This window comes from Agromyces sp. SYSU T00194 (genome assembly GCF_040496035.1).
GTDB classification, from domain to species: domain Bacteria; phylum Actinomycetota; class Actinomycetes; order Actinomycetales; family Microbacteriaceae; genus Agromyces; species Agromyces chitinivorans.
Window position 1 is genome coordinate 426,810 of record NZ_JBEPJZ010000002.1, and the last position, 20,168, is coordinate 446,977.

The following is a 20,168-nucleotide window of genomic DNA, read 5'->3' on the forward strand; positions in this document are numbered from 1 at the left end:
CGCCGACACGCCGGGCACGCCGCGGCGACCGCGTCAGCCGCGGGCACGCACCTTCGACAGGAAGTACTCGTGGAACCGGTACTCCCCCGTGATCTCGGGGTGGAAGCTGGTGCCGAGCAGGTTCCCCTGCTCGACCGCGACCACCCGGCCGTCCTCGAGCGTCGCGAGCGGCGTGGCGGACGGCCCGACCGACTCGACGACCGGCCCGCGGATGAACACCGCGTGCACGGGGTCGTCGCCGATCACCGGCACGTCGAGGTCGGTCTCGAACGACTGGTTCTGCGAGCCGAACGCGTTGCGCCGCACGACGACGTCGAGCCCGCCGAGGCTCTGCTGGCCCGCGATCGCGTCGAGCACCGTGTCGGCGAGCATGATGAGGCCGGCGCAGGTGCCGTAGACGGGCAGGCCGTCGGCGATCGCCTGCTTCAGCGGGTCGGCGAGCCCGAACGCACGCGAGAGCTTGTCCATCACGGTCGACTCGCCGCCGGGGATCACGAGCCCGTCGACCTCGGCAAGCTCCGAGGCGCGACGCACGGTCGAGACCTCGGCGCCGAGCCCCGAGAGCACCGCGACGTGCTCGCGGAAGTCGCCCTGCAGGGCCAGTACACCGACTCGCGTCATGACGTCACCGTTCCGGACGCCGCTGCGCGCGGCATCCGCTCGTCGTCTTCCCCGCTACCAGCCGCGCTCGGCGAGGCGGTGCGGGGCGGGCAGGTCGCCGACGTTGATGCCGACCATGGCCTCGCCGAGTCCGCGCGACGCCTCGGCGATCACCGCGGGGTCGTCGTGGAAGGTGGTGGCCTTGACGACCGCGGCGGCGCGCGCCTCGGGGTTGCCCGACTTGAAGATGCCCGAGCCGACGAAGACGCCGTCGGCGCCGAGCTGCATCATCATGGCCGCGTCGGCCGGGGTGGCAACGCCGCCCGCGGTGAACAGCACGACGGGCAGCTTGCCGGTCTCGGCGACCTCGAGCACGAGCTCGTACGGGGCCTGGAGCTCCTTGGCGGCGACGTAGAGCTCGTCCTTGGTCATGGACTTCAACGCGTTGATCTCGGCGGTGATCTTGCGGATGTGCTTGGTGGCCTCGGAGACGTCGCCCGTGCCGGCCTCGCCCTTCGAGCGGATCATCGCCGCGCCCTCGTTGATGCGGCGCAGCGCCTCGCCGAGGTTGGTCGCACCGCAGACGAACGGCGTGTTGAACTGCCACTTGTCGATGTGGTTCACGTAGTCGGCGGGCGAGAGCACCTCGGACTCGTCGATGTAGTCGACGTCGAGCGCCTGGAGCACCTGCGCCTCGACGAAGTGGCCGATGCGGGCCTTCGCCATGACGGGGATGGAGACCTCGGCGATGATCGCCTCGATGAGATCGGGGTCGCTCATGCGCGCGACGCCGCCCTGGGCGCGGATGTCGGCGGGCACGCGCTCGAGCGCCATGACGGCGACGGCGCCGGCGTCCTCGGCGATGCGGGCCTGCTCGGCCGTGACGACGTCCATGATCACGCCGCCCTTCAGCATCTCGGCGAGACCGCGCTTGACGCGGCTGGAGCCGAACTCGGCAGTGCTCATCGGTGCTTCCCTTCGACGGAGGTCGCGCGAACCGCGCAGATGTCGGACAAGCGCCTTGCTTGACCTAGGCCAAAAGATAGCATGGGCGGGACACCGCCCACGCACATCGATCGGATCGCGACATGACCATCGAGATCGCCGGCCGCTCGGCCGCGGACATCGCCGACAGCGTGCGTGCGCTCATCGAGCGCGGCACGCTGCGACCCGGCGACCCGCTGCCGCCCGTGCGAAGCCTCGCGGAGCAGCTCGGCGTGAACCGCAACACCGCGGTGGCGGCCTACCGCCAGCTCACCGCCGCGGGCCTCGTGGTCACGCGCGGTCGCGGCGGCACGCACGTCGCCGACCCCGCCGTCGTCCCCCAGGAGGGGTTCGCGCAGGGCAGCGTGCTGCGCGACGTCGCGACCGGCAACCCCGACCCGAACCGCATCCCCGATCCGACGCTCGCGCTCGCGGGCATGGCCGGCCGACCCGTGCTCTACGGCGAGCCCGTGATCGACCCGGGGCTGGAAGGCTGGGCGCGCGAGTGGATGGCCGCCGACCTCGCACCGGCCGACCTGCGGCTCACGGTCACCAGCGGCGCCGCCGACGCGGTCGACCGCCTGCTGGCGCTCGCGCTCGTGCGCGACGACGCGGTCGCGCTCGAGGACCCGTGCTTCCTCACCAGCATCCACACCGTCCGGGTCGGCGGCTACCGACCGGTCGCGGTGCCCGTCGACGACGAGGGCATGACGGTCGACGGCCTGCGCGCCGCGCTCGACCAGGGCGTGCGCGCCGTCGTCTGCACGCCGCGCGCCCAGAACCCGACCGGCGCGAGCCTGTCGGAGCGCCGCGCGGCCGACCTGCGCGCCGTGCTCGCCGACCACCCGTACGTGCTCGTCATCGAGGACGATCACTTCTCGATGCTCGCGCGCACCCCGTTCCGGTCGATCATCGGGCCCGGGCACCGTCGGTGGGCGCTCGTGCGGTCGGTGTCGAAGTTCCTCGGACCCGACATGTGCCTCGCGGTCACGGCCTCCGACCCCGACACCGCCGACCGCCTCGCGATGCGCCTGAGCCCGGGCACGACCTGGGTGAGCCACCTGCTCCAGCGCCTCACGCTCGCACTCGTCACCGACCCGGCCGTCACGGCGCGCATCGACGAGGCCGGTGCCCACTACGCCGCGCGCAACGCCGCGTTCGCCGCACGGCTCACCGAGCTGGGCGTCCCGGCGGCGGCAGGCGACGGCCTGAACCTCTGGATCCCGCTGCCGGTCGCCGCCCGCGACGTCTCCGAGCAGCTCATGCGCCGCGGCTGGCTCGCACGCGCGGGCGACGAGTTCGTGCTGGGCGAGCTCCCCGCCGTGCCGCGCCTGCGCCTGACCGTGCACGATCTCGCCGACGTCGACGCCGAGCGCCTGGCCACCGACGTCACCGCGGCCGTGCGGGCCGCCGGTGGACGACTCGTGCCCGCCGGGATGGAATGATCGAGCGGGTGAAGGTCCTCTCCATCCAGTCCGCCGTCGCCTACGGGCACGTCGGCAACTCCGCGGCAGTCTTCCCCCTCCAGCGCATCGGCGTGGAGGTGATGCCGGTCTACACGGTGAACTTCTCCAACCACACCGGCTACGGCGCGTGGCGCGGCCCGATGATCGCACCCGACGACGTGCGGGCGGTCATCGACGGCATCGAGGACCGCGGCGCGTTCGCCGACGTCGACGTGGTGCTCTCGGGCTACCAGGGCGGCGAGGGCATCGCCGACGTCATCCTCGACGCGGTCGCCCGCATCAAGGCGGCGAACCCCGACGCGATCTACTCGTGCGACCCGGTGATGGGCAATGCGAAGAGCGGATGCTTCGTGGCGCCGGCCATCCCCGTGCTGCTCCGCGACCGCGTGGTGCCCGCCGCCGACCTCATCACGCCGAACCAGTTCGAGCTCGGCTACCTGACCGGCACCGAGCCCGACACGCTCGAGTCGACGCTCGCGTCGGTCGACCTCGCGCGCGCCTCGGGGCCGAGCACCGTGCTCGTCACGAGCGTCGAGCGCCCCGACCGGCCGGAGGGCACGATCGAGATGCTCGCCGTCGACGAGCGCGGCGCGTGGATCGTGCAGACCCCGCGCCTGCCGATGAAGGCCAACGGCTCGGGCGACGTCACGGCGGCGCTGTTCACCGCGCACCACCGTCGCACGGGCGACGCCGCAGGCGCCCTCGCGCGCACCGCGTCGAGCGTGTTCGACCTGCTTGCGAACACCCACGCGTCGGGCGCGCGCGAACTGCAGCTCGTCGAGTCGCAGGAGGCGTACGCGCACCCGCGCCTGCAGTTCGACGTGCAGCAGGTGCGCTGAGCGATCGGATGCCTCGGGGCGCTCGCGCTCCCGGAGGCATCCGCTCGGCCGTGTCGCCGCGCGACTCGCCGACCTCGCGGGGGGGGGGGCGCCCCGGGTCAGTGCGGCCAGGCGTCCGCGATCTCCTGGCGCACGTCGCCGAGCAGCCGCGGGATCGCCTTGGTCTTGGCGATGATCGGGAAGAAGTTCGCGTCGAGCGCCCAGCGCGGCACGATGTGCTGGTGCAGGTGCTCGGAGATGCCGGCGCCCGCGATGCGGCCCTGGTTCATGCCGATGTTGAACCCGTCGCAGCGCGAGACCTCGCGCACCACACGCATCGCGACCTGGGTGATGCGGCCGATGTCGTCGACCTCCTCGGGCGTCGCCTGGTCGTAGGTGGCGATGTGCCGGTACGGGCAGACGAGCAGGTGGCCGCTGTTGTACGGGTACAGGTTCAGCAGCGCGTAGGCGTGCTCGCCGCGCGCGACGATCATCGACTGCTCGTCGGGCAGCTCCGGGGCGCGACAGAACGGGCAGGCGTGCTGCTCGGGCTGCTGGCCCTGCTCGATGTACACCATGCGATGCGGGGTCCACAGCCGCTGGAACGCATCGGGCACGCCGGGCATCTCGCCCGAGGCATCCGTCGGCACCTCCTCGAACTCGTCGGGGCTGTACGGACCCGGCATCAGAAGTCGTCCCGCGAGACGACCTGGCGGTGCTCGTCGATCGCGGCATGGATGCGCGCGACGGCCTGGTCGATCGGCACGCCGTTCTCCTGGCTGCCGTCGCGGAAGCGGAAGCTGACCGTGTTCTGCGACCGGTCCTCCTCGCCCGCGATGAGCTGGAAGGGCACCTTGAGCTTGGTGTGCGTGCGGATCTTCTTCTGCATGCGGTCGTCGCTCGCGTCGAGCTCGGCACGCACCCCCGAGGCGCGCAGCTGCTCGATCACGGCGCCGAGGTACGACTCGTACTCCTCGGCGACCGGGATGCCGACGACCTGCACCGGCGCGAGCCAGACCGGGAACACGCCGGCGTAGTGCTCGAGCAGGATCGCGAAGAACCGCTCGATCGAGCCGAACAGCGCCCGGTGGATCATGATCGGCCGGTGCTTCTCGCCGTCGGGGCCGGTGTACTCGAGGCCGAAGCGCTCGGGCAGGTTGGGATCGACCTGCACGGTCGAGAGCTGCCAGGTGCGGCCGATCGCGTCGCGGGTCTTGAGGTCGATCTTCGGACCGTAGAACGCCGCCTCGCCGGGCACCTCGGTGAGCTTCAGCCCGCTCGCGACCGCGACGTTGCGCAGTGCGTTCGTCGAGTAGTCCCAGAACTCGTCCGAGCCGATCCACTTCGACTTCTCGTCGTCGCGCATCGACAGCTCGAGCTCGAAGTCGTCGAGGCCGAAGTCGCGCAGCATCGAGATGACGAACTCGAGCACGCGGGACGTCTCGTCCTCGAGCTGCTCGGGGGTCACGAACAGGTGCGAGTCGTCCTGGGTGAAGCCGCGCACCCGGGTGAGGCCGTGCAGCGCGCCGGAGAGCTCGTTGCGGTAGACCGTGCCGTTCTCGGCGAACCGCATGGGCAGGTCGCGATAGCTGCGCGCGCGCTCCTTGAAGATCAGGATGTGCATCGGGCAGTTCATGGGCTTCAGGTAGTAGTCCTGGCCCTGCTTGGTGACGTTGCCCTCCTCGTCGCGCTCCTCGTCCATCACGATGGGCGGGAACATGCCCTCCTTGTAGGTGACGAGGTGGTTCGACTGGATGAAGAGGTCCTCCTTCGAGATGTGCGGCGTGTACACGTAGGTGTAGCCGCCCTCGAGGTGGCGGCGGCGCGCGTGCTGCTCCATCTCGCCGCGGACGATGCCGCCCTTGGGGTGCCACACCGACAGGCCGGAGCCGATCTCGTCGGGGAAGCTGAACAGGTCGAGCTCGCGGCCGAGCTTGCGGTGGTCGCGCTTGGCGGCCTCCTCGAGCCGGTGCTGGTAGGCGCGCAGCTCGTCCTTGGTGGGCCAGGCGGTGCCGTAGATGCGCTGCAGCTGCGGGTTCTTCTCGCTGCCGCGCCAGTACGCGCCGGCGACGCGCATGAGCGCCCAGCCGTTGCCGATCATGCGGGTGTTCGGCAGGTGCGGACCCCGGCAGAGGTCCTTCCAGGCGACCTCGCCGGTCTTCGGGTCGACGTTGTCGTAGATGGTCAGCTCGCCCGCGCCGACCTCGACGCCCTCGTTCTCGCCGCCGGCCGAGGCGCTGCCCTTCAGCCCGATGAGCTCGAGCTTGTACGGCTCGCCCGCGAGCTCGGCGCGCGCCTCGTCGTCGGTGACGACGCGGCGCACGAAGCGCTGGCCGGAGCGGATGATGCGGGCCATCGCCTTGTCGAGGGCCTTGAGGTCCTCGGTGCTGAACGGCTCGGCGACGTCGAAGTCGTAGTAGAAGCCGTCGGTCACGGGCGGGCCGATGCCGAGCTTCGCGTCGGGATTCACCTGCTGCACCGCCTGTGCGAGCACGTGCGCGGTGGAGTGGCGCAGGATGGCCAGGCCGTCGGGCGAGTCGATGGTGACCGGCTCGACCTCGTGGGCGTCCGTGACCGTCGTCGCGAGGTCCTTCAGCTCGCCGTCGACGCGCATCGCGACGACGGATCGATCGGTGAAGAGCTCGAAGCCGTCGACCAAGTGGATCCACTCCCTAGCAGTGTGAGACGCAATCACTCAACTGTAGTCGTGACGACGCCCGCGCGCCGCCGCGGAGGGGTCGTGGCCGGCGCTGCCGTCGGCTTGCACCGATCGCGCAAGCCGCGACGCGCAGCACGCGCGATGTTCCATCACTTGCGCTCGATTCCGCAAGAACTGAACTTTCCCACGGCATTTCACCGCAGTCCCTTGTCCACTGCTCCGCAGCCGCAATAGCCTCGCCCCACTCGAGGGCACCGCGACGCCCGCAGTGCCCGATGACGCGCACGACCGAGAGGACACGAGTCGACGATGACCCGCCCCAGCACGCCCGTTCCCCCGCCGCAGGCCGCCCCCGCGCGCACGCGCCGCGCCCTCGCGATCGCCGCCTCCGCGGCGCTCGCCCTCGGCGCTGCCGTCGTCGCGCCAGTGGCCGCATCCGCCCAGCCGGTCGCGAGCCCCGCGGTCACGCGCGCCGCGCTCGACCCGATGCTCGTCGCCGGTCGCGGCGCCGACGTGCCGTTCCTCGAGCAGGAGGCCGAGCACGCGACGACCTCCGGCGAGGTGATCGGGCCCGACCGCACCGCGTACACGCTGCCTGCCGAGGCATCCGGCCGCAGTGCCGTGCTGCTCGACCCGGGCGAGTACGTCGAGTTCACGCTGCCCGCGGCCGCCAACGCGATCACGGTGCGGTACAGCATTCCCGACGCGCCGGAGGGCGGAGGCATCCGCGCACCCCTGGCCGTCTCGGTCGACGGCGGCGAACCCGCGACGATGCAGCTCACGAGCGAGTACGCCTGGCTGTACAACCAGTACCCGTTCTCGAACGACCCCGGAGCGCAGCTGCTGCACCCCGACTGGTGGATCACCGAGTGCGGGTGCGTGCCCGGCGAGGGCTACGAGGTCGAGACGCCGTTCCGGCCGATGCACTTCTACGACGAGGAGCGGATGCTGCTGGATGCGACCTACCCCGCGGGGTCGGTGTTGCGCCTCACGGCGCCGATGGGCACGGATGCCGCGTGGACGGTCATCGACCTGCTCGACTCCGAGCTCGTCGCGCCGCCGCTCCCCCAGCCCGCGGGTTCCGTGAGCGTCGCGAAGTTCGGTGCCGACCCGACCGGCGTGCGCGACGCGGCGCCGGCGTTCCGCACCGCCATCCGCTGGGCGCAGCGGCACGACGTCGAGGTGTTCATCCCCGCGGGCGAGTTCCGCGTCAGCGAGCACCTCGTCGTCGACGACGTCACGATCCGCGGCGCCGGCAACTGGCACTCGGTCGTGTTCGGCGAGGAGGTCGCGCTGAAGCATCCGGCCGACGACGGCTCGGTGCACACGGGCGTCGGGTTCTACGGCAGGGACGCCGCCGACGGCGGCAGCGCGAACGTGCACCTGGCCGACTTCGCGATCCGCGGCGACGTGCGCGAGCGCATCGACACCGACCAGGTCAACGGCATCGGCGGCGCGATGAGCGACTCCACCATCGAGCGCCTGCACATCTCGCACACGAAGGTCGGCCTCTGGTTCGACGGGCCGATGGACGGCACGGCCGTGCGCGACAACATCGTCGTCGACCAGATCGCCGACGGCCTGAACTTCCACACCGGCGTGACGGACTCGGTCGCCGAGGGCAACTTCGTGCGCAACACCGGCGACGACGGGCTCGCGATGTGGGCGCAGGGCGACACCAACGCCGGCAACGCGTTCGTCGGCAACACCGTGCAGTCACCGTCGCTCGCGAACGGCATCGCGATCTACGGCGGAGCGGACATCACGGTCGAGGGCAACCTCGTCGCCGACCCGGTTCGGGAGGGCAGCGCGCTGCACGCCGGCGCGCGGTTCGGCGCCGAGCCGTTCACGGGCACGCTCGCGTTCACGGACAACACGACCGTGCGGGCCGGCACATACGAGCTCAACTGGAACATCGGGCTCGGCGCGATCTGGTTCTATGCGCTCGACCGGTCGATCGACCAGGCCGACGTGCGCGTGACCGGCGACCACTACCTCGACAGCACGTACAACGCGATCATGCTCGTGTCGGACTGGCCCGTGAAGGACCAGGTCTCGATCTCGGGCGTGGAGTTCGCCGACGTGCGGGTCGACGGCACCGGCACCTCGGTCGTGAGCGCCCGCGTCGCCGGCTCGGCGTCGTTCGAGAACGTCGACGCACGCAACGTGGGCGCGGTCGGCGTGAACAACTGCGGGTCGTTCAACTTCCCGCCGACCGGCAGCGAGTTCTCGCTCGTCGACCTGGGCGGCAACGACTCCAGCGGCGTGAACACCACCGGCCCATGGCTGGCCGACTGGGTGCTGCCGAACACGATCACCTGCGACGATCGCCCACCGGTGGTCGCGCCGCCGGCGCCGACGGCCTGGTGAGCCCGGGCTGCGGGCGCGTCCGAGCGGCGCGCCCGCGGCCGGGCACGGTGCCTCGCCGGCGCTCAGTCGTCCTCAGCCATCAGCGACTCGATCGCCGTGATCGATCGCTCGAGCATGGGCCGGAACTGCGCGGCCCCCTCGTCGTCGAGGCCGGGCATGTCCGCCCCGAGCGTCATGGAGGTGCGGCCCTCGCCATCCTGGGCGAGCCGCATGATGCCGCGGAACTCGATGCCGCGCTCCGCAGTCACCACGGTCATCGCCCGTTCGGGGTCGAACTCGACGACCTCGGTCGTGCCGGTCGAGTCGATGCCGAACCGCGTGTTGCGCCGCTCGTAGACCGTGCCCACGCCCACGGGCCCGTCGGTGAGCTTCCGCAGCGAGATGTCATGGTCCCATCTGGGATGGTTCTGCTCGTGATGCACTGCGGCGAAGTCCCAGACCTTCGCCACGGGCTGTTGCACGGTTCGCGTTGCTTCGACCAGCATGATGTCCCCCCATCGCCGGTACGCGGCCGAGGCTACTCCGTCGCAGCGCGTGCGGATCGACGCGGGGGACGGATGGCCCGAGGCATCCGCTCGCCCTCAGAACCCGTAGAACGTCTGCACACCGCTCAACATGAGCTGGGCACCGATGGTCGCGACGAACAGGCCGCCGAACTTCTGCGCGAGCGACAGCCCCTGCTCGCTGAAGCGGATGCGGTTCACGAGCACGAGGTGTCCGACCGGGATCAGCGCGACGACGATCACCGAGGCGATGACCGCGGCGATCGTGCCCTGGAAGCCCTCCCCCGCCGTCGAGATCGTGATGACCGTGGTGATCGCGCCCGGACCCGCCATGAACGGGATCGCATAGGGCACGATGATCTGATCGGCGGCGGACTCGACCGGATGCGCCTCGGCCGCCGCCGCACCACCCTGCGCCCGGCTCGGCCGCCCCGCGAACAGCATCTCGAAGCCCATCAGCACGAGCACGAGCCCGCCGATGATGCCGAAGGCACCGAGGTTGATGCCGATGAGGTCGAGCAGGAACTTTCCGACCAGTGCGCTGCCGAGGAGGATGACCGCGATCACGATCATGAGCCGGCGCACGTACTTCGCCCGGTTCTCGGGCTCGTTCTCGGTGAGCACTCGGAAGAAGATCGCCCGGAAGATGGGGTCGACCAGCACGACCAGCGAGATCGTGGCCTGTACCGTGAGGTCCAGGAGGCTCATGGCCCACAGGGTAGCGGCGCGGCCACGCCGACGTCACCCCCGGAACGACGAAACCCCCGGCGAGCCGGGGGTTTCTGTGTGTGGGCGATACTGGGATCGAACCAGTGACCTCTTCCGTGTCAGGGAAGCGCGCTACCGCTGCGCCAATCGCCCGCTACCGTTCTCACTCGGAGCGGTTCGAGGTGGATACGGGATTCGAACCCGTGTATACGGCTTTGCAGGCCGCTGCCTCGCCTCTCGGCCAATCCACCGTTTCCTGGGTTCTCCCACCACAGAAAGAAACGGGCTTTCGCCCGATCATTTCCGAGCGGATGACGAGACTCGAACTCGCGACCCTCACCTTGGCAAGGTGATGCGCTACCAACTGCGCCACATCCGCACTGCCCGCATCGCTGCGTGCAGAGAGACTCTAACCCACTCCCGGCGCGAATCACAAACTGACGGACCCTCGTGTGACATCGCCCCCGCCGATGTGCGCGGGAGGCCGTCCATCGGCTACTATCGAGTCCGCTGGCTCCGGACTCCGGATGCCGCGACGGGCGATTGGCGCAGTTGGTAGCGCGCTTCCTTCACACGGAAGAGGTCATCAGTTCGAGTCTGGTATCGCCCACCGGAATTCATTCCTCCAGCGGCACGCATTCCACCCCGCGTTTGCCTGCGATCAGCAGCACGTCCGGCGCATCGGTTCCGGTGAACGCATCGACCAGCGCCTCCACGTCGGGGCCGGCCGCGTCGTCGGCTCGACGGCGGACCGCCACCGCCGCGCCCGTGCGCTCGTGCAGCTGACGCCCGAGCGCCTCCGCCTCGCCTCCGGTGACGAGCAGCACCGACCTCCGTCGCGCCGGCCCGGGCCGTGGCGCCGCATGCGTCCGGTCCACGCGCCACGTCGCGAAGTGGTAGGCCGAGACGACCGCGGTCGCGACGAGCCAACCGAGGGGGGCACGCACCTCGTCGAGGAGGCTCCCCGCTGCTCCCCCGCCGCCGAGGAGGTGCTCGAACAGCCGGTAGCCGATGATCAGCAGCGCGATGAGCGCGACCAGCGCACTCACCCCGAACAGGAGCACGAGGAACACGCGGCGCCCGGTCGATGCGGCCTCCTCGGGACCGACGGCCCGCAGCGGTCGCCAGGACAGCCACCACGTCGGCGCACCGACGATGAGCGCGCTGACACCGGCGATCAGGACCGTCGGCGCGAACTCGCCCGCAAGCGGTGCGGGCACCAGCGCCGCGAGGCCGCCGTTGACGCTCACGCCGATGCCGATGGCCGTGGCGACGACCGCCACCCCGGAGACCGCGAAGGTCTCGGCCCGTCGCACCTCGGGCTCGCGCCCGACGAGCTGCAGGTGGTGGATGCGCCAGACGAGCACCCCGACGAGTGCCAGCGCGATCCCGTCGCCGATGCCGAGCACGACCTCCCCGGTGGTCGCGGAGGCATCGAGCGCGAGGCGCAGGAGCGCATCCAGGAGCGTGCCCGCGCCGTACAGCGTCGCGGCGACGGCGGCCGCGATGCCGACGAGCAGGGTCACCACGTCGGCGAAGACCGTGCGGACCGCCGCTGCACCGTCGATCCGCAGGTGCCACCACCACACGAGCAGGCCGAGTGCCACCCACGGCAGCGCCTCGACGACCGGGGTCCACCAGGCGGATCCGGCCATGCCGGGCGCCGCCCAGGGGCCGAGCGCCCCGTCGACCGACGCACCGATCGCGCGGACCCCGCCCACTGCCCACAGGACCAGGCCGAACGCGGCGCCCACGACCGCCGGGGCCGTCGGCAGCCGCAGCGGCGAACGGCCGGGGCGACGCGACATCCAGGCGTGCCAGGCCCAGATTCCCGACCACACGATGCCGTTGGCCAGTTCCGCCTCGAGCCACCGCCCGGTGACCAGGGACTCCGCCCAGGCCAGCAGCGAGAACGACGCCACTGCGAGCGAGACCGTGCGCGCGATCAGCAGGTAGACCCCCCACGAGAGGGCATCGCGCTCCCCCGCTTCGGGGAGCCGCCGCCAGAGCAGCCACCACAGCAGCCCCGCGAGCGGCACCCCCACCAGCGAGAACGCGAGCGCGAGGGCCAGCCCCGCCGTGTCGGAGCCCGCGATCGGGTCCGCAGCGCGGAAGAGCCGCTCCAGCAGGCCGGCGAGGCCGCTCGCCGCGACGCCGATCGCGACGGCGAGCAGGACGACGATGACGACCCGCCGGACCGTCGACTGCGCGCTCCTCGCGGCCATCAGCCGAACGCTCCCGGAGCGCACACGGCGAGCTCCCACGGCGCGGACTCGATGAGCCAGCCGTCTCCCGACCGCACCAGGGAGAAGCGCCCGTCGGAGCGGTACTCGTCGGGTCCGAACAATCCGCCGCTGTAGGACGTGATGATCGTGACCTCGACCGATGCGGTGTCGCCCCGGTCCGTGGCCGAGACGAGCGCCACGCGCACGTCGTCCTCGTAGGGCTCCACGCGCTCGCACGCGTCGACGACCTCGGGCGCGAGGAGGTCCATCGCCGCCTGCGTGTCGCCGTCGATCACGGCCGTGCTGTAGCGCTGCACCACCCCCTCCGGGGTGGTCTCGTCGAACTGCTCGGGCTCGCCGCGCAGCAGCACCGCAACGACGGCTGCGACGATGACGACGACGATCGCGATGCCGATGCCGATGAGTGCGCGGTCGGGGCGCCTCGGCGCTGGGGCGTCTTCCATGTGCTCATCATGGCCTGCGCGCAGGCGCGCCGGAAGGGACTTCCGGCACGCGAAAGGGCGGTGGGATCTCTCCCACCGCCCTCGCGTTCAGATCAGCGCGACCCAGGGTGCCGCGCCGGCCCGAACCGGTGTCAGACCGAGGTATCGAGCTTGTAGCCCTCGCCACCGTGCACGACGGTGTCGATGCCGGCGAGCTCGTCCTCGTTCTTCACGCGGAACCCGATGGTCTTCTCGATCGCGAAGCCCAGGATGAAGGCCACCACGAAGGAGTAGATCAGGACGCCGAAGGCTGCGATCGCCTGCACGGCCAGCTGGCCGAAGTCGCCACCGGTGAAGAGGCCGGTGTCGATGGCGAAGAAGCCGAGGTAGAGGGTACCGATGAGACCACCGACGAGGTGGATGCCGACCACGTCGAGCGAGTCGTCGTAGCCGAGCTTGAACTTCAGCTCGATCGCCAGGGCGCAGACCGCACCGGCGATGACGCCGAGGAGGGTCGCCCAGCCCGGGGTCAGGTTGGCGCAGGCCGGGGTGATCGCGACGAGACCCGCGACGGCACCGGAGGCGGCGCCGACGGCGGTGGGCTTGCCGTCCTTGATCTTCTCGATGACGAGCCAGCCGAGGATGGCCGCAGCGGTCGCGACGAGCGTGTTGACGGCGATGAGGCCGACGCCGCCCATGTCCTCGGCGAGGAACTCGGCACCGGCGTTGAAGCCGAACCAGCCGAACCAGAGGATCGAGGCGCCGATGAGGGTCAGCGGCACGTTGTGCGGCTGGTCCATGCCCTTGGCGAAGCCGACGCGCTTGCCGAGGACGAGCGCCAGGGCGAGGGCCGCAGCACCCGCGTTGATGTGGACCGCGGTACCACCCGCGTAGTCGATGACGCCGGGGAGCCCGCCGAGCTCGTCACCGAGGTTGAGGATCCAGCCACCGCCCCAGACCCAGGCCGCGACCGGGAAGTAGACGACCGTCGCCCAGATGCCGGCGAAGATCATCCACGATCCGAACTTGGCACGGTCGGCGATGGCGCCCGAGATCAGCGCGACGGTGATGATGGCGAACGTCGCGCCGAAGATCACGCCGAGCAGGTCGCCGTTGGCGGTCTCACCCGAGGCGAGGCCGGAGATGGCGAAGTCGGAGAACGGGTTGCCCGAGAAGTCCCAGACGCTCCCGACCGCGCTCATGTTGAAGCCGTAGAGCACCCACAGCACGCTGATGAGACCCATTGCTCCGAAGCTCATCATCATCATGCTGACGACGCTCTTGGCCTTGACCAGTCCGCCGTAGAAGAACGCCACGCCCGGCGTCATGAAGAGCACCAGGGCCGATGCTGTGACGGCCCATGCGATGTTGCCCGTATCCATTCGTTTCCTCACACCTCTCGGATTTGCAGGGGAGCCCCGCGAAGGTCCGAAGTTCGGGTTCCGGCGCGGGTACGCCACTCAGAATGGTGCCGGGACGTTTCGGTCAGGATGCCGTAAGTGTTTCGGGTCGGTTACGAAGATCGCCCGAATGTAAACAGGATGTTTCGTGGCGCCGCGAGGATGCCGCAAGAGCACGCAGCGATTCCGCGTCAGCCGGCCGGGTGTGGCTACAACGCTGCGCCCCGTGCGCGCAGGCGCCCGGATCAGTCGTGCGGCGGCAGTTCGCCGGTCGTGAGCGCGACCAGGCGCGACATCGACCGGAGGTACTTCTTGCGGTACCCGCCGCCGAGCATGTCGTCGTCGAACACCTCGCTGAGCGGCACGCCGCTGGACACGATCGGCACCTCGGCGTCGTAGAGCCGGTCGACGAACGCCACCAGCCGCAGCGCCGCGTTCTGGTCGTGCAGGACGCGCGCCTCCTCGATCGCCAGGACCTCGAGCCCCTCGATCAGACGGATGTACTTCGACGGGTGCACGGTGGCCAGGTGGGCGATCAGCTCGTCGAAGCCGGCGGATGCCACGGTGTGGCCGCGCTCGGCGAGCGCCGCGACCATCCGGCCGAGCGACTCCGCGTCGACCGCGACCGCCTCGCCCGTCGTGTCGCGCCGCCGGTAGTCGAGGCCGTCGATGCGGAGCGTCTCGAAGTTCGACGACAGCGCCTGGATCTCGCGCAGGAAGTCCGCCGCGGCGAACCGGCCCTCGCCGAGCGCGTTCGGCGGCGTGTTCGACGTCGCGGCGACGCGCGTGCCGCCGGCCATGAGCTCGCCGAGCAGTCGCGTCATCAGCATCGTGTCGCCCGGGTCGTCGAGCTCGAACTCGTCGATGCAGATGAGCTCCGCGCCCCGCAGCAGCGAGACCGCGTTCGCGTAGCCGAGCGCACCCACCAGCGCGGTGTACTCGATGAAGGTGCCGAAGTACTTCCGCCCCGGCGCCGTGTGCCACAGCGCGGCCAGGAGGTGCGTCTTGCCCACGCCGAACCCGCCGTCGAGGTACACCCCGGGCAGCTCGGCCTTCGCCTTGCGGTTCCAGGAGAAGAAGCCGCCCGGCCGCTGGCTCGACGTCCAGGTCGCCCCGAACGCCTGGAGGCGCTCGACCGCGGCCAGCTGCGACGGGTAGTCGTGGTCGGGACGGTAGGACTCGAAGCTCGCGTGGGCGAACTGCGGCGGCGGCACGAGCTCCGCGGCGATCTCCGCGCCGGAGATCGACGGATCCCGCTCGACGAGCCGGATGATCGTGCCGGGCGTGGTCGCACTCACCTGGGGGGCCTCCCGTGTTGCACCGGGTTACAGCCCGCCTGACCGGGACCGACCCTCCGCGTACATTCGTAGTGGAACAGGCCACCAGCCTAGTCCGCTCCCCGACCACCCCCGCCCACCCGGGCGACACCTGGAGGCTCCATGTCCGTCGCATTCGACCCCGCCGAGAAGTTCGCCGCATACGCCCACCCCGAGCGGCTCGTGTCGACCGACTGGCTCGCGGCGCACCTCGGCGAGCCGGGCCTGGTCGTCGTCGAGTCCGACGAGGACGTGCTGCTCTACGAGACCGGCCACATCCCCGGCGCCGTCAAGGTCGACTGGCACACCGACCTCAACGACCCCGTGGTGCGCGACTACCTCGACGGCGAGCAGTTCGCCGCGCTGCTCGGCTCGAAGGGCATCTCGCGCGACACCACGATCGTCGTCTACGGCGACAAGAACAACTGGTGGGCGGCCTACGCGCTCTGGGTCTTCACGCTCTTCGGCCACGAGGACGTGCGCCTGCTCGACGGCGGCCGCGACCTGTGGGTCGCCGAGGGCCGCGAGCTCACGACCGACGTCCCCGCGCCCGCGCCGACCGAGTACCCGGTGGTCGAGCGCGACGACGCGACCATCCGCGCCTTCAAGGAGGACGTGCTCGCCCACCTCGGCAACCCGCTGATCGACGTGCGCTCCCCCGAGGAGTACACCGGGGAGCGCACCCACATGCCGGCGTACCCCGACGAGAGCGCGCTGCGCGGCGGGCACATCCCCTCGGCCGCATCCGTGCCCTGGGCCCGCGCAGCGGCGCCCGACGCGACCTTCCGCACCCGCGACGAGCTCGACGCGATCTACCGGGGCGAGGCGGGCCTGGCCGACGGCGACGAGGTCATCGCGTACTGCCGCATCGGCGAGCGGTCGAGCCACACCTGGTTCGTGCTCACCCACCTGCTCGGCTTCGAGCACGTGCGCAACTACGACGGCTCCTGGACCGAGTGGGGCAGCGCGGTGCGCGTACCGATCGTCACGGGCGCCGAGCCCGGCGAGGTCCCGGGCCGGTGAGCGCACGGCGATCGCACGCGCCCCGGATGGGAGAATGGACGCGATGACCACGACCGCCCTCCCCGCCCAGCTCGCCGAGATCCGCGAGGACTTCCTCGCACTCGGCGTGCGCGATCGCCTGCAGCTCCTGCTCGAGTTCTCCCGGGAGCTCCCCGAGCTGCCCGAGCGGTACCGCGACCACCCCGACCTGCTGGAGCGGGTCGAGGAGTGCCAGTCGCCGGTGTACATCTTCACCGAGACGGATGCCTCGGGCGCGGTGCACCTGCACGCGACGGCGCCCGTGGAGGCGCCCACCACTCGCGGGTTCGCGTCGATCCTCGCCCAGGGGATCGAGGGGCTCAGCGTGCAGGAGGTGCTCGACGTGCCGGGCGACTACCCGCAGTCGCTCGGGCTCACCGAGGCCGTCTCGCCGCTGCGCATCCGCGGCATGACCGCGATGCTCGCGCGCGTCAAGCGCCAGCTCGGGCAGTCCCGGGCGGCCTGACCGGCCCGCTCAGCCCCTCGCGGGCACCGCGGCGGTCGACGCCGCGGGCCCCCGTCGCGCGGCGAGCTCCCCGAGCCAGACCCCCAGCGCGCCGTTCCAGCGCACCGGGTCGTCGTTCCAGAGCTTGGTGTGACGCGCCCGGGTGAACCGCTCGTACGTGATCAGGTCGGGCCTGGCCGCCGCCAGCCGGTCGGAGCCGGCGACGGGCACGAAGCCGTCGTCCGCGCTGTGGAATAGCAGCATCGGCACGTCGAACTCGGATGCCCGTGCCACGACGTCCAGCCGGTCGAAGTCGATGGGCGCCGAGAGCCCGGTGAACGGGCGCGCCCACCGGTGCGAGAGCATCGCGATCACGAGGCGCGTGAGCGGCCGTGGCAGCCGGTAGGTCGCCCCCTGGTAGGAGAGGATGTCGTGCCAGTCGATCGCCGGCGACTCCAGCACGATGCCGACGACCGTCTCGCGGGAGCGTCGCGACCGGAGCGCGGCCTGCAGCACCGTCGCTCCGCCCATCGACCAGCCCATGAGCACGACCTCGCGGGCGCCGTGCGCCACGGCGTAGGCGATCGCGGCATCCACGTCGAGCCACTCGGTGTCGCCCAGGCGGTACCGCCCGTCCGGACCGCTCGGCGCCTCGCCGTCGTTGCGGTAGCTCACCACGAGCGACGTGTACCCCGCCGCGTGCGCCGCGGGCACGCCGCGGAGGCACTCCTGCCGGCGGACCGCGCGACCGTGCACGTGGATGATCCACCGCCCGGTGTCCTCGGCGGCCGGCACGAGCCAGGCCGGCGCCGGCCCGACGGGGGTGTCGACCACCACGTCGCGGTACGGGTGCCCGAGTTCCCAGGGCCCGAGGTGGAACCAGCCCCCGAAGCGGCCGCGGTGCGCCGTCGCGAGCACGCCGAAGTCCACGCTCAGCAGGCGCCGCCGCACGATGGTCGGAGTGGTCTCGATGACGTCGCCCAGGCGCGCGTGCCCGGTGTCCTGGTGGAACCAGAACGAGTACTCGCCGCGCATGCGCGCATCGGGGGTCGCGCCGAGCGTGATCTCGTGTCGAGCGGGGTCCACGGCCACCACCCGCGTGTCCTCGAGCTTGTATCGCGAGGGGGTCACCACGGCTCGCGCCACGAACGAGGCGACCAGCGCGGAGGCGGCGCCGACCGCGGCCACGGCGGCCGAGACCGCGAGCGCTCCCCCGGCGGTGATCCCGAGCAGGGCGCGTGCGCCCTCCGAGGCATCCGACCTGCTGCTGCTCCCCGGCACGTGCAACCCCGCCTCCCCGTGACCCGCTGCGACGGCGTGCCGCTGCCGCGGTCCCTGTTCGAGACTCTAGTCTGCACACGTGCCCGAGCAAGCGTCACCTCCGCCGCCGCCGGAGTTCGCGGCTGCGCTCGACGCGCTGCGCCGGGCGTCGACCCGGTCCGAGCTCGCCGTCACCGAGATCCCGGCACCGTCGTCGCTCGCGCCGTACGCCGTCGCGCTGGCCGCCGACGTCTCCCCCGCCCCGCACGGCGCCGACTCGGAGCTCGGCACCGGACGGTTCGTGCTCCTCTACGACCCCGAGGAGCCCGAGGAGTGGGGCGGCAGGTTCCGCATCATCTGCTTCGCGCAGGCCCCCCTCGAGACCGAGATCGGCCTCGACCCGTTCCTCGCCGACGTCGCCTGGTCGTGGCTCGTCGACGCGCTCGACGCACGGGGGGCGCGCTACACCGCCGCGTCCGGCACCGCCACCAAGGTCCTGTCGACGGGCTACGGCGAGCTCGCCGAGCAGGGCGACGGCGCCCAGATCGAGTTGCGGGCCTCCTGGACGCCCCTCGACCACGAGGTGGCCGCTCATGTGGAAGGGTGGGGGGAACTGCTCTGCATGCTCGCGGGGCTGCCGCCATCGACGGAGGGAGTGACCCTCCTCGCACGAAAGAGGGCCCGGCGTGGCTGACTACCAGGTGATCGACACCGCCGACGGCTTCGCTGCCGCCACGGCGGCGATCGCCTCGGGCGAGGGCCCGGTCGCCGTCGACGCCGAGCGTGCGAGCGGCTTCCGGTACTCGCAGCGCGCGTACCTCATCCAGGTCTTCCGCCGCGGCGCCGGTACGTTCCTCTTCGACCCCCCGCCCATCGGCGACTTCGCCGACCTGCAGGCGGTCATCGGCGACGAGGAGTGGATCCTGCACGCGGCGAGCCAGGACCTCGCCTGCCTGCGCGAGGTCGGGCTCGACCCCGCACGCATCTTCGACACCGAACTCGGCGCGCGCCTGCTCGGGCGACCGAGGGTCGGCCTCGCGGCGGTCGTGGAGGACCTGCTCGGCGTGACCCTCGCGAAGGAGCACTCGGCGGCGGACTGGTCGACCCGGCCCATCCCGCAGTCCTGGCTGCACTACGCCGCGCTCGACGTGGACTACCTGGTCGACGTGCGCGAACGCATGGGGGCCGAGCTCGACGCGGCGGGCAAGCGCGCCATCGCCGAGGAGGAGTTCGACGCGGTGCTGCGGCGCGAGGCCAAGCCGCCCCCCGCGGAGCCGTGGCGCCGACTCTCCGGCATCCACGGGGTGCGCGGCCAGCGCGCCCTCGCCGTCGCGCGCGCCCTCTGGACGGCACGCGACGAGTACGCGCGCGAGATCGACGTCGCGCCCGGCAGGCTCGTGCCCGACGCGGCGATCGTGTCGGTCGCGAAGTCGATGCCCGACAGCAAGCGGGCGCTCGCCGACCTGCGCACCTTCACGGGCCGCGCGAGCCGCAGCGAGATCGACCGCTGGTGGGCCGCGATCGACGCCGGGCGCACGACCGGCGACCTGCCCGCCACCCGGGTGCCCGCCGACACGCTGCCGCCGGCGCGGGCCTGGTCGTCGCGGAACCCCGAGGCCGACGCGCGCCTCAAGCCCGCGCGCGCGGCCCTCACCGAGGTCGCCGAGTCGCTGGAGATGCCGGTCGAGAACCTGCTCACCCCCGAGTACCTGCGACGCGTCGCCTGGGACCCGCCGCAGCCCGCGACGACCGCCGCGATCGGCGCCGCGCTCGCCGAACTGGGCGCCAGGCGCTGGCAAGTTGAGGCAACCGCACAGAGAATCGCGGATGCCTTTGTAGAGGCGACCCAAGCCGACGACGCGGCCGTCACGACCGGTTCGTAGGAACCGGCAAACGATTCCTCGGGCCGGAACCCCCTCCCTAGGATCGG

The 20,168-nt window shown here is 71.5% G+C and carries 18 protein-coding genes and 4 tRNA genes; 8 read left to right on the forward strand and 14 right to left on the reverse strand.

From position 1 onward, the window contains the following. Positions 1-33 precede the first annotated feature (33 nt). Positions 34-621, reverse strand: coding sequence for a pyridoxal 5'-phosphate synthase glutaminase subunit PdxT (gene pdxT, locus ABZK10_RS14795; RefSeq protein ID WP_353810064.1), 588 nt, complete (start codon positions 619-621; stop codon positions 34-36). A 54-nt stretch (positions 622-675) separates the two neighbouring features. Continuing rightward, positions 676-1,566 (reverse strand): pyridoxal 5'-phosphate synthase lyase subunit PdxS, encoded by an 891-nt coding sequence (gene pdxS / locus ABZK10_RS14800; protein ID WP_353810065.1) that lies wholly within the window; start codon positions 1,564-1,566, stop codon positions 676-678. Positions 1,567-1,688: 122 nt separating this feature from the next. Here pdxS and ABZK10_RS14805 point away from each other — a divergent pair, with 122 nt between their 5' ends. Continuing rightward, positions 1,689-3,029 (forward strand): aminotransferase class I/II-fold pyridoxal phosphate-dependent enzyme, encoded by a 1,341-nt coding sequence (locus ABZK10_RS14805; protein ID WP_353810066.1) that lies wholly within the window; start codon positions 1,689-1,691, stop codon positions 3,027-3,029. Between the two features lie 8 nt (positions 3,030-3,037). Next, positions 3,038-3,889: a pyridoxal kinase PdxY gene (pdxY, locus tag ABZK10_RS14810; RefSeq protein ID WP_353810067.1), complete on the forward strand. Its 852-nt coding sequence runs from the start codon at positions 3,038-3,040 to the stop codon at positions 3,887-3,889. Positions 3,890-3,987: 98 nt separating this feature from the next. On the opposite strand, the gene ABZK10_RS14815 is transcribed toward pdxY, so the two are convergent. Further along, the gene (locus ABZK10_RS14815; protein ID WP_436408543.1) at positions 3,988-4,494 is read right to left on the reverse strand and encodes an HIT family protein; all 507 of its coding nucleotides are present in this window, start codon (positions 4,492-4,494) and stop codon (positions 3,988-3,990) included. A 59-nt stretch (positions 4,495-4,553) separates the two neighbouring features. Continuing rightward, the gene (gene thrS, locus ABZK10_RS14820) at positions 4,554-6,482 is read right to left on the reverse strand and encodes a threonine--tRNA ligase (RefSeq protein ID WP_353810552.1); all 1,929 of its coding nucleotides are present in this window, start codon (positions 6,480-6,482) and stop codon (positions 4,554-4,556) included. 354 nt (positions 6,483-6,836) lie between these two features. On the opposite strand from thrS, the gene ABZK10_RS14825 reads away from it, so the two are divergent. After that, a complete protein-coding gene (locus ABZK10_RS14825) occupies positions 6,837-8,897 on the forward strand; it encodes a glycosyl hydrolase family 28-related protein (RefSeq protein ID WP_353810069.1) in 2,061 nt (686 codons plus the stop codon). Between the two features lie 62 nt (positions 8,898-8,959). Here ABZK10_RS14825 and ABZK10_RS14830 read toward each other — a convergent pair whose 3' ends face one another. The 5 genes from ABZK10_RS14830 to ABZK10_RS14850 form a co-directional block, all read right to left on the reverse strand. Beyond that, positions 8,960-9,382 (reverse strand): SRPBCC family protein, encoded by a 423-nt coding sequence (locus ABZK10_RS14830; protein ID WP_353810070.1) that lies wholly within the window; start codon positions 9,380-9,382, stop codon positions 8,960-8,962. Between the two features lie 96 nt (positions 9,383-9,478). Continuing rightward, positions 9,479-10,108, reverse strand: coding sequence for a MarC family protein (locus tag ABZK10_RS14835; RefSeq protein ID WP_353810071.1), 630 nt, complete (start codon positions 10,106-10,108; stop codon positions 9,479-9,481). A gap of 81 nt (positions 10,109-10,189) precedes the next feature. Further along, positions 10,190-10,261, reverse strand: a tRNA-Val gene (locus ABZK10_RS14840). Between the two features lie 27 nt (positions 10,262-10,288). Further along, positions 10,289-10,359: transfer RNA gene (locus ABZK10_RS14845), tRNA-Cys, on the reverse strand. Positions 10,360-10,414: 55 nt separating this feature from the next. Next, positions 10,415-10,487: transfer RNA gene (locus tag ABZK10_RS14850), tRNA-Gly, on the reverse strand. 158 nt (positions 10,488-10,645) lie between these two features. Here ABZK10_RS14850 and ABZK10_RS14855 point away from each other — a divergent pair. Next, positions 10,646-10,718, forward strand: a tRNA-Val gene (locus ABZK10_RS14855). Positions 10,719-10,725: 7 nt separating this feature from the next. Here the strand turns inward: ABZK10_RS14855 and ABZK10_RS14860 are convergent. The 4 genes from ABZK10_RS14860 to zapE all read right to left on the reverse strand — a co-directional run bounded on the left by ABZK10_RS14860 (position 10,726) and on the right by zapE (position 15,474). Next, positions 10,726-12,333, reverse strand: a complete 1,608-nt coding sequence (locus tag ABZK10_RS14860) for a DUF5671 domain-containing protein (RefSeq protein WP_353810072.1) — start codon at positions 12,331-12,333, stop codon at positions 10,726-10,728. Next, on the reverse strand, positions 12,333-12,797 hold the full coding sequence (locus ABZK10_RS14865) for an LpqB family beta-propeller domain-containing protein (RefSeq protein ID WP_353810073.1): 465 nt from the start codon (positions 12,795-12,797) through the stop codon (positions 12,333-12,335). The genes ABZK10_RS14860 and ABZK10_RS14865 overlap by 1 nt, the downstream gene beginning before the upstream one ends. Positions 12,798-12,928: 131 nt before the next feature. Next, complete coding sequence (locus ABZK10_RS14870) at positions 12,929-14,158, reverse strand: ammonium transporter (RefSeq protein ID WP_353810074.1); 1,230 nt, start codon at positions 14,156-14,158, stop codon at positions 12,929-12,931. Positions 14,159-14,421: 263 nt separating this feature from the next. Continuing rightward, positions 14,422-15,474: a cell division protein ZapE gene (gene zapE, locus ABZK10_RS14875; protein ID WP_353810075.1), complete on the reverse strand. Its 1,053-nt coding sequence runs from the start codon at positions 15,472-15,474 to the stop codon at positions 14,422-14,424. A gap of 141 nt (positions 15,475-15,615) precedes the next feature. Between zapE and ABZK10_RS14880 the strand changes: the two genes are divergently transcribed. Together ABZK10_RS14880 and ABZK10_RS14885 are read left to right on the forward strand one after the other, a co-directional pair. Further along, complete coding sequence (locus ABZK10_RS14880) at positions 15,616-16,515, forward strand: sulfurtransferase (RefSeq protein ID WP_353810076.1); 900 nt, start codon at positions 15,616-15,618, stop codon at positions 16,513-16,515. A 43-nt stretch (positions 16,516-16,558) separates the two neighbouring features. Beyond that, entirely contained in the window at positions 16,559-16,999 is a 441-nt protein-coding gene (locus ABZK10_RS14885; protein ID WP_353810077.1) for a SufE family protein, read from the forward strand. A gap of 9 nt (positions 17,000-17,008) precedes the next feature. Here the strand turns inward: ABZK10_RS14885 and ABZK10_RS14890 are convergent, their stop codons facing one another. Beyond that, positions 17,009-18,259 carry an alpha/beta hydrolase family protein gene (locus ABZK10_RS14890; RefSeq protein ID WP_353810078.1) on the reverse strand — a complete coding sequence of 417 codons (1,251 nt, stop codon included), beginning with the start codon at positions 18,257-18,259 and terminating at the stop codon, positions 17,009-17,011. Between the two features lie 79 nt (positions 18,260-18,338). On the opposite strand from ABZK10_RS14890, the gene ABZK10_RS14895 reads away from it, so the two are divergent. Both ABZK10_RS14895 and ABZK10_RS14900 read left to right on the forward strand, forming a co-directional pair. Beyond that, positions 18,339-18,932, forward strand: coding sequence for a DUF3000 domain-containing protein (locus tag ABZK10_RS14895; protein WP_353810079.1), 594 nt, complete (start codon positions 18,339-18,341; stop codon positions 18,930-18,932). Continuing rightward, positions 18,925-20,121 (forward strand): ribonuclease D, encoded by a 1,197-nt coding sequence (locus tag ABZK10_RS14900; RefSeq protein WP_353810080.1) that lies wholly within the window; start codon positions 18,925-18,927, stop codon positions 20,119-20,121. The genes ABZK10_RS14895 and ABZK10_RS14900 overlap by 8 nt, the downstream gene beginning before the upstream one ends. Positions 20,122-20,168 lie beyond the last annotated feature (47 nt).